At 65.8% G+C, this 7413-nt stretch carries 8 protein-coding genes and 1 pseudogene; 3 read left to right on the top strand and 6 right to left on the bottom strand.

All coding sequences use genetic code 11. From position 1 onward, the window contains the following. The first annotated feature begins 557 nt into the window (after positions 1-557). Positions 558-803, top strand: a complete 246-nt coding sequence (locus tag ACZ4FV_RS27430) for a hypothetical protein (RefSeq protein ID WP_465323502.1) — start codon at positions 558-560, stop codon at positions 801-803. A 130-nt stretch (positions 804-933) separates the two neighbouring features. On the opposite strand, the gene ACZ4FV_RS27425 is transcribed toward ACZ4FV_RS27430, so the two are convergent. Continuing rightward, a complete protein-coding gene (locus tag ACZ4FV_RS27425) occupies positions 934-1344 on the bottom strand; it encodes a hypothetical protein (protein ID WP_465323501.1) in 411 nt (136 codons plus the stop codon). A 30-nt stretch (positions 1345-1374) separates the two neighbouring features. Here ACZ4FV_RS27425 and ACZ4FV_RS27420 point away from each other — a divergent pair, with 30 nt between their 5' ends. Beyond that, positions 1375-1794 carry a hypothetical protein gene (locus ACZ4FV_RS27420; RefSeq protein WP_465323500.1) on the top strand — a complete coding sequence of 140 codons (420 nt, stop codon included), beginning with the start codon at positions 1375-1377 and terminating at the stop codon, positions 1792-1794. On the opposite strand, the gene ACZ4FV_RS27415 is transcribed toward ACZ4FV_RS27420, so the two are convergent. The 3 genes and pseudogenes from ACZ4FV_RS27415 to ltrA form a co-directional block, all read right to left on the bottom strand. Further along, the gene (locus ACZ4FV_RS27415) at positions 1791-2132 is read right to left on the bottom strand and encodes an integrase core domain-containing protein (RefSeq protein WP_465323499.1); all 342 of its coding nucleotides are present in this window, start codon (positions 2130-2132) and stop codon (positions 1791-1793) included. The genes ACZ4FV_RS27420 and ACZ4FV_RS27415 overlap by 4 nt on opposite strands. Next, positions 2113-2628: pseudogene (locus ACZ4FV_RS27410) on the bottom strand (IS30 family transposase); the annotation flags it as partial. The pseudogene ACZ4FV_RS27410 and the gene ACZ4FV_RS27415, both read right to left, overlap by 20 nt. Positions 2629-2703: 75 nt before the next feature. Then, the gene (gene ltrA, locus ACZ4FV_RS27405; RefSeq protein ID WP_465323498.1) at positions 2704-4221 is read right to left on the bottom strand and encodes a group II intron reverse transcriptase/maturase; all 1518 of its coding nucleotides are present in this window, start codon (positions 4219-4221) and stop codon (positions 2704-2706) included. Between ltrA and ACZ4FV_RS27400 the strand changes: the two genes are divergently transcribed. Further along, entirely contained in the window at positions 4199-5170 is a 972-nt protein-coding gene (locus ACZ4FV_RS27400; RefSeq protein ID WP_465323497.1) for a phosphotransferase family protein, read from the top strand. The two genes, ltrA and ACZ4FV_RS27400, sit on opposite strands and share 23 nt — an antisense overlap. A 262-nt stretch (positions 5171-5432) precedes the next feature. Here ACZ4FV_RS27400 and ACZ4FV_RS27395 read toward each other — a convergent pair whose 3' ends face one another. Further along, the gene (locus tag ACZ4FV_RS27395) at positions 5433-6716 is read right to left on the bottom strand and encodes an IS256 family transposase (protein ID WP_465323496.1); all 1284 of its coding nucleotides are present in this window, start codon (positions 6714-6716) and stop codon (positions 5433-5435) included. Between the two features lie 77 nt (positions 6717-6793). Then, positions 6794-7339 (bottom strand): hypothetical protein, encoded by a 546-nt coding sequence (locus ACZ4FV_RS27390; RefSeq protein WP_465323495.1) that lies wholly within the window; start codon positions 7337-7339, stop codon positions 6794-6796. Positions 7340-7413: the final 74 nt, after the last annotated feature.

The following is a 7413-nucleotide window of genomic DNA, read 5'->3' as shown; positions in this document are numbered from 1 at the left end:
GACCTTCCTGGACGAGAACGAGATCCCCCGGTCGAAATCCTGGCGAACTCTCGGCAGCTGAGCCCAACCTCCAAGATCACCGACAGAGTCAAGCTGAGTGCCTGTGTCATATCCCGGATTTGAGGGCCTGTTGAGTCGTAAGCTGGCGGGGTGTCCGAGGAGGCCGGGTGGGCCGGGAAGCGGGATTGTCCGGGGTGTGGTGAGCGGCTGAGGCCGGGAGCGAGGCGCCAGGCGGTCTACTGTTCGGCGGCGTGTCGGGCCAGGTCGTGGCGCAAGCGGCGGCGTCTGCGGTTGCGTACGGCGGCCGAGACGGGCGGCGTGGGCGAGGCGGTGTGCCCGGTGTGCGGGGCGGATTGGGTGGCCGGGGTGGACCGGCGCTCGTCCGCGCTCTATTGCTCAGGCAGGTGCAAGGTGAGGGCCTGGCGGAAACGCAGGGAACCGTTCGCGCAAGGGTCACCGCAACGGGAACGGGAACGGTTCGATTCTCGGATTTCATCCAATTTCGTTCATTTTCGGGCGAGTTGATGTGATCATGTGGCTTTCGTGTCATCCCTGGTATGGAGCGGGTCCTGCCCTGTCACGGCCGGAGTGCCGTGCCCCGGCCCGCAGGGGTGGTGAGCGCCATGCCCGAGGGAACCGTCAACGAGAGCGCCGACGAGCCTGTGAACGTCGGCAGTGTCAGTCGGCAGCGGTACGCGGAGATCGTGGCCGAGTTGCGCAAGGTGGTCGAGCAGCTGGCCGGGGGCCAGTTCAGGATCGGCGACCGCGCCTTGGAAGTCTTTACCGACCGCGGGAGCTCGTGACCCGGCTCTGACCTGCGGCGATTCATAGACTACATGTCCGTGACGCTGAGTTGGGGTCGATGCTGTCGCTCGTCCGAGTGATCCGACATGGCAACCATGGCCCGACTCGCGTGCGTTGTCCTGTCGAGGATCAGTCGGTGGCGCCCGCCGAACGGAGCGAGCGGCCGAGATCGCCGACGAGCAGGCGAGGGTGGCGCCGCCACCACCACATGTCGGTGGGGTCGAATCCGCTGATCCGGTGGAACTGCGACAAGGAGATGCCGTCGTCGAAGACGGTGGCGGCCCGGAAACGGTCGTCGAGTGCTTTGATCTGCGGAGTCCAGAGGACGATCATGCGCGCAGTGAGGATCGGCCACGCCTCGTGCAGCCAGTTCCGGCTGTAGAGGTCGTTGGTGTATTCGTCCACCAGGTCGCTGTAACCGTCCTCGACCTTGCCCACGAGCCAGGCCCACTTGTCGACCATCTCTTGGACGGTGAATGCCTTGCGCCAGCCGCGCTGATGCAGGACCTCGCCTGCGGCCTGCTCGTTGTGGGGCTCCATATGCCGGAGCCTGGCATACAGAACGATCCGGTGACCACGGGTTTCCCCTGGTCACCGGACCGGACTGAGCGGTTCTCCGGGTTGTCAGGTGCCCGCGATCTGGGCTTCGAGGTCGGCGACGCGTCGGTCATGGAAGCGGAGGTTGGAACGGGCGGCCTTGAGTCGCTCGTCGAGGGTGCGGTTTTCGGCGGTAATCTGGCGGAGCCGCTGCTTGAGGGTGGTGTTATCGGTGGTGATCCGCCGGACGCCCTCCTCGGTCCGTGCGGTTTCCAAGGCCCGGATGTCACCGAGGAGTTCGCCGATACGAGTGCGCTGGGTGGCGATCTCTGTGTGCGCGGCCTTGCGTGCGTCCTCGGCGTTCAGCGCGCGTTCACGCCAGGTCGCCTCGCGTTCGTCGTCCTGCTCGGCGAGGGTCCGCGACCGGTGTTTGAACCGCTCCGGGTTCGTTAGAGACTCGGTTCTATGGCTGTGACCTGCGGTTTTGGTTGTGTCTGGTAGTGCTTGGCTTCGTGTTCGGCGGGTGGGACGTGGCCGATCTCACCGTGCAGTCGGGTGTGGTTGTACCAGTCGATCCACTCGGCGGTGGCGAGTTCGACGGTGGCCAGGGTGCGCCAGGGGCCGCGGGGTTTGATCAGTTCGGTCTTGTAGAGGCCGATGGTGGATTCCATCAGGGCGTTGTCGAGGGCGTCGCCGACGGTGCCGATGGATCCGGCGGTGCCTTCGCGCGCGAGGTGGGCGGTGAGGCGGAACGAGGTGTATTGGGCGAGTTCAACCGGTCGTTGCAACACCTGGTTGTTGTAGTGAGCGTAGCTGCTCCTCGAAGACCTCGGCTGGTGTCCGCCAACCGAGGATCTTGCGGGGCCGGTTGTTGATCGCCAGGGCGACGGCTTCGAGGTCTGCGGACGACCAACGGGACAGGTCGGTGCCCTTCGGGAAGTACTGACGCAGCAGCCCGTTCGTGTTCTCGTTCGTCGGTCGTTGCCAGGGTGGGTGCGGATCGGCGAAGAACACCTTCGTCCCGGTTTCGACGGCGAACCGGGCGTGGCCCGAGAGTTCCTTTCCGCGGTCCCAGGTGAGGGTTTTGCGCAGCTGCTCGGGCAGTTTCATCATCGATGCCGTAAGCGCCGTGTTCATCGCGATTGCGCCATAGCCTCCGAGCGAGGGTCCGTTCTTCACGGGCGAATTCTCGCCCCAGCCCTCGAGCCGGGGCAGGTGCACCGGAAGCGTGGAGCGGCTGCTGCGCTCGACGAGCGTGCCGATCGCAGATCGCCCCGTCCCGATGATCGGTCGGGTAGCGGGGACGCATTGCCGCGTCCCCGCCCCCTCAGAACCGTGCAAGCAGCTTTCACCGCACACGGCTCAAGCAAGCCCCAAAGGCTCGCCGGCAGTCAAAAGTGCTGGACCTGTCATCTCGGCGGCTCCATTCCGCCGTTGACAATGGGTGTGGAGGAGACGGAGTCGTTGACCGCCCGGCGTGCTCTCGTCCGGGAACGCGATGTATTGCTTGGAGATCGCTTTCCGGATGACGACCCGCCATGCTTCCCATTCTTCTGGGCTTTTTGGCGGGTGGTCGGCGTGCAGCAGGAGCCCTCCGCAGATCGAGCAACGGCCGTGCTGTGCCTGTAGTAGGCGCACGGTCATGGCGTCGACTGGTAGAGGGGCTCCCTTGCGTCGCCGCTGAGTCCAATAGGATTCCAGGGCTGGGTCGTCCGGGGACGCCTTCCCCTTGACCAGTTGGTGCCGGACTATCTTCGTCCAGGAGAACTTGAGCAGGTAGGCGCCGCTGTCGCGGTCACCGAACACCCACCGGTCCTTCCTGGACCTGTTGAACCGGCCGAAGTACTTGTCGGATATCCAGTGCTTCGGCTTGTTCGGGTGGCTGTGCTTGGCCCACTTGTAAGCGAGCTTCCACATGTGATTGTCCAGCGCCGTGAAGATCTCGCTGAACACCACTGTCCGGTAGTAGGCCGACCAACCCCGCACGATCGGGTTGATCTTCTTGAGTACCGCACCGGCGTTGGCTCCTCGCAGAGCCACCATTTCAGTGCTGAGCCGTTCCCGGATCCGTGTCTGAGCCGCTTTGCTCGGTTTGATCAGCAGCTTGCCGTGATAGCGGCGGACGTTGAACCCCAGGAAGTCGAATCCGCTTTCCGCGTGGACGATTCGTGTCTTGTCCTCGTGGAAGGCGAGTCCCCTGGGCGTCAGCCATGCAGCCAGCCGTTCTTTGACCTGTTCGGCCTGTTCACGGCTGGTGCACATCGCGACAAAATCATCTGCGTACCGCACCAGCACGGGGCTGCCGCTTTGTGCACTCCCGGCATCTCTGCCGGTGGTGTAATAGCGGACCCCTGCGGCTTTCTCCATCCCGTGCAGGGCCACGTTGAAGAGCAACGGACTGATCACCCCACCCTGAGGAGTTCCCTCCTCGGCCGGGGCGAACCGACCGCGATCAACGACCCCGGCTTTCAGCCACTGCCGGACCAGTCCCCGAGCGGGGAAAGCGCCGAGAGCGGCCATCAGCCGGGTGTGGTCAATCCGGTCGAACGCCGCCGTCAGGTCCGCGTCGAGAACCCACGCACGCTGCGGGTTCTTCCCGTTGAGCGTGGAGTAGATGGCCCCGATCGCGTCGTGACAGCCACGGCCGGGCCGAAAGCCATACGACTTCGGCTCGAACCGCGCTTCCCACTCGGGCTCCAATGCTCCCAATGCCACAGCTTGCAGGCACCGGTCAACGATCACGGGAATTCCGAGGCCGCGCTTCTTCGTGGTCCCCGGTTTGGGGATGAACACCCGCTTGACGGGCTTGGGAATCCACGGTCGGGCTTGGTGCTGGACCCAGTGGGCCAATGCGGCCTTGGACTGGGAGAGCAGCACCACCTTTCCATGGCAATCCGTACCCTTCGGCATGGTGCACAACGACCTGCATCCCGAGAACATCCTGCGTTCCCGCGGCGAGACGTACGTCATCGACTGCGACCTGGCCCAATGGGGCCCGATCACACGCGGGTTGGCCCAGCATTGTGCCGAGTTCGACTACGCCCCTTCCCAACTGGCGGAGATCAAGGAGAGGGCCGCGAATCTCCGCCCGGACACGGCCGCGTCGATCGAGGCCGACTTCGACCGCTTCATCGGCTATGAAAGGGAATTGAAGGCAACCAGTGCACCCCTGCGCATCGAGGCGGGTCTGGCGGAGTTGGCCAAGATGTCCGCGAGCGAACAAGAAAACGGCCTGTGGGCCTTGGCGGCGTCGGTCACGGCGCTTGTCAACCCCGCCGTCGTGCAGGTGTGGGGACGAGAGCCTCTCGAACCGGCCCAGGTCGCCAAGGTCATCGTCGAGAATGGAGCGCTCGGACCCGCCCCCGGTCGTTCGACTCGGACACGAACGAAATCAATGAGCAAGGGGGCCTACAAGTACCGTGCCCCGGCCGTGGACGGTGTGAACCCCCAACAGATCGCTTCGCGCAACGTCGCGGCCCATCGTCTCGACTCTCCGGGGGCCGAACTCCTGCCACGGAAGCCCATCGAGCCGGCAGCCCATCCGACGGGCGAAACCGTCAAGACCCGCTTCCCCATGCCCCGGCCCACAACGGTGCGCGCCTTTGCCGGGAATCAGCCGAACGGCCCGGCCGCTCTGCCCGAGGCGACCGTCCCCAACCAAGCCCCGACCAAGGTGACGAACCTGGGATTCGTGCCCGTGGATCGCAACTCGTCGGTCAACGTCGAAAACCCCCTCCACCCCTCGTCTTCGGCTCCGAGCGGAGCCGGATTGGACATCGCCAAGGGCACCGCACCAAGCAAACCCCTCTCCCCTTCGATGAACAGGTAACCGACGTGCCATCGAATGCGACGGGGAAAGGGGGTAGTCGCGCCCTGCACCCACACTCCTGGGGACCCGACGGTTTTGTCACGCACCGCCCGCCCTGCAATCACCCTGGGGGCCCACACCCGCACAACCCCGTGGAGACGACACAGCCGAGCACACCGCATCACCAAATTCATCCCTGCGGACGGCGGAACACATCGCGCGCCGTGTGATATCGCGCTTCATGGAGGGCATGTCAGCGTCTTTGTGTAAGTCCTGGGGGTGGTTACTGAACGCTGAGGCGGTCTTCGAAGAAGAGCGCGAAGGCGTTGAGGGCGTTCTTCCAGTGTGGCGCGACCAGGTTCACGTCGCGTGCGCGTGGTTCGATCTGTTCGCGAACCGCCAGGTAGAGGACCTTGAGCGCGGCCTGTTCCGTGGGGAAATGCCCGCGGTTGCGGGTGGCCTTGCGCAGGCGCGCGTTCATCGACTCGATCATGTTGGTGCTGTAGACGACCTTCCTTATGTCCGGGGGGAAGGCGAGGTAGGGGACGAACTCGGGCCAGGCCCGCCGCCAGGTCTGCACGATCGCCGGGTAGCGAACTCCGAGCTCGGAGGCCGTGAACTCGTCCATGGCCTGCTCGGCGGCCTGCTCGGTCGGGGCCGTGTAGATCGCCTTGAGAGCGGTGACGAGTTTGGTGTGGTCCTTCCTCGAGGCGAATCGCAGCGAGGCCCGGATCAGGTGGATCACGCACGTTTGGACCGTTGCCTTCGGCCAGGTCGCGGTGACCGCGTCGGGCAGGCCCTTGAGCCCGTCGCAGGCGACGATGCACACGTCCTCGATGCCGCGGTTGCGCAGTTCGGAGAGCACGGCCATCCAGGTCGTGGCGCCCTCGCCCTCGGCGCCGACCCACAGCCCCAGGACGTCCTTGCGGCCGTCCATGTCCACGCCCACGGCGACGAACACCGGGCGGTTCGCGACGGATCCGGAGCGGATCCGGACCCACAACGCGTCGATGTAGAGGATCGGCCAAACCGGATCCAGCGGCCGGTTCTGCCAGGCGGCGAGTTCGTCGGCGACCGCGTCGGTCACCCGCGAGATCAGGTCCGGGCTCACCTGGACGCCGTAGACACCGGCGAGGTGGGAGCGGATGTCGCGCACGCTCATCCCGCGCGCGTAGAGCGAGAGGATCCGCTCGTTGAACCCGGCCGGGCGCCGCGCGTGCCGGGGCACCAGGGCGGGTTCGAAGTCGCCGTTGCGGTCGCGCGGGACCGCGATCGTCACCTCGCCCGCGTCGGTGAGCACGGTCTTGGGCGAGGTGCCGTTGCGCGAGTTCCCCGAACCACGACCGGCGGGATCGTGACGCTCGTAGCCGAGATGTTCCGTCATCTCGGCGTCCAGGGCCCGTTCCAGGACGGCCCGGGTGATCTCGGTCAACAGGCCGCCCTCGCCGAGCAGGGCCGTTCCGGAGGCGTCCGCGCGATCCATCAACCGCTCGACGACCTCGCCCACCATCGCGTCCGTGTCCGCGGGCGGACCACCGGTGGGCTGTGGGTTTTCGATCTCGGTCATGACTGTCCGTTCCGGAAGGGCCGGGATCCGGGAAGGTACCCCGGCCCATCCTTCACATCACGGACTTACACGAACTTTCAGACACATCCTTCATGGATGGGAGCACCCCGATCCGCAGGAGGAATCGGCGGTTCTTCGTCCTGCGGGGTGTCGTCCCCCGTACCAGCGGGGCCTACTCGCCTCCCGTCCGGTGTGCTCGAACGCGGTGCCTGTGCTGCCCATGTGCCGTCAGCAAGCGCGGCAAGGACGTGGCGTTTGATCTCGGCCCGGCGTGGGCTGCTGGCCAGCGACAGCGGTAGAGCGCCGGGGGCTTGTTCGTGCGGTCGTAGCACGGCACGGATGTAGGCGTATTCGGTCGGGTGGGCTTCGCGCAGAAGTTGGCTGGCGTGGGCCTTGGCCTCCGCGTTGGCGAGTGCACGCGGGCTTGCGCGTTCGCGTTCGCGCAGTTCCTGGGTGATCTGGCGGATGTACCGTTTGTTCTCCATGCGCCGTTGCAGCACGGCGGCGAGGAACCGACGGGCGTTGAGCACCGCGATCGCCTCTGGGTGAGGCAGGGCGTAGAAGTCCGCTGGGAGTTCTCCCAGGGCGTGAGGGGATTCGGCGCGGGCGTGGCCTGCGTTCATGGTTCCGAGGTCCGTCAGCGCCTTCTCCCAGCGCCCCAGCAGCAGGGGGTGGCGCAGTGCCGGGGACCGCGTTT

It is taken from the genome of Embleya sp. NPDC025285 (assembly GCF_055558835.1).
Note: the sequence above shows the minus strand (reverse complement) of the source record. Positions and strands in the feature narration are given on the sequence as shown.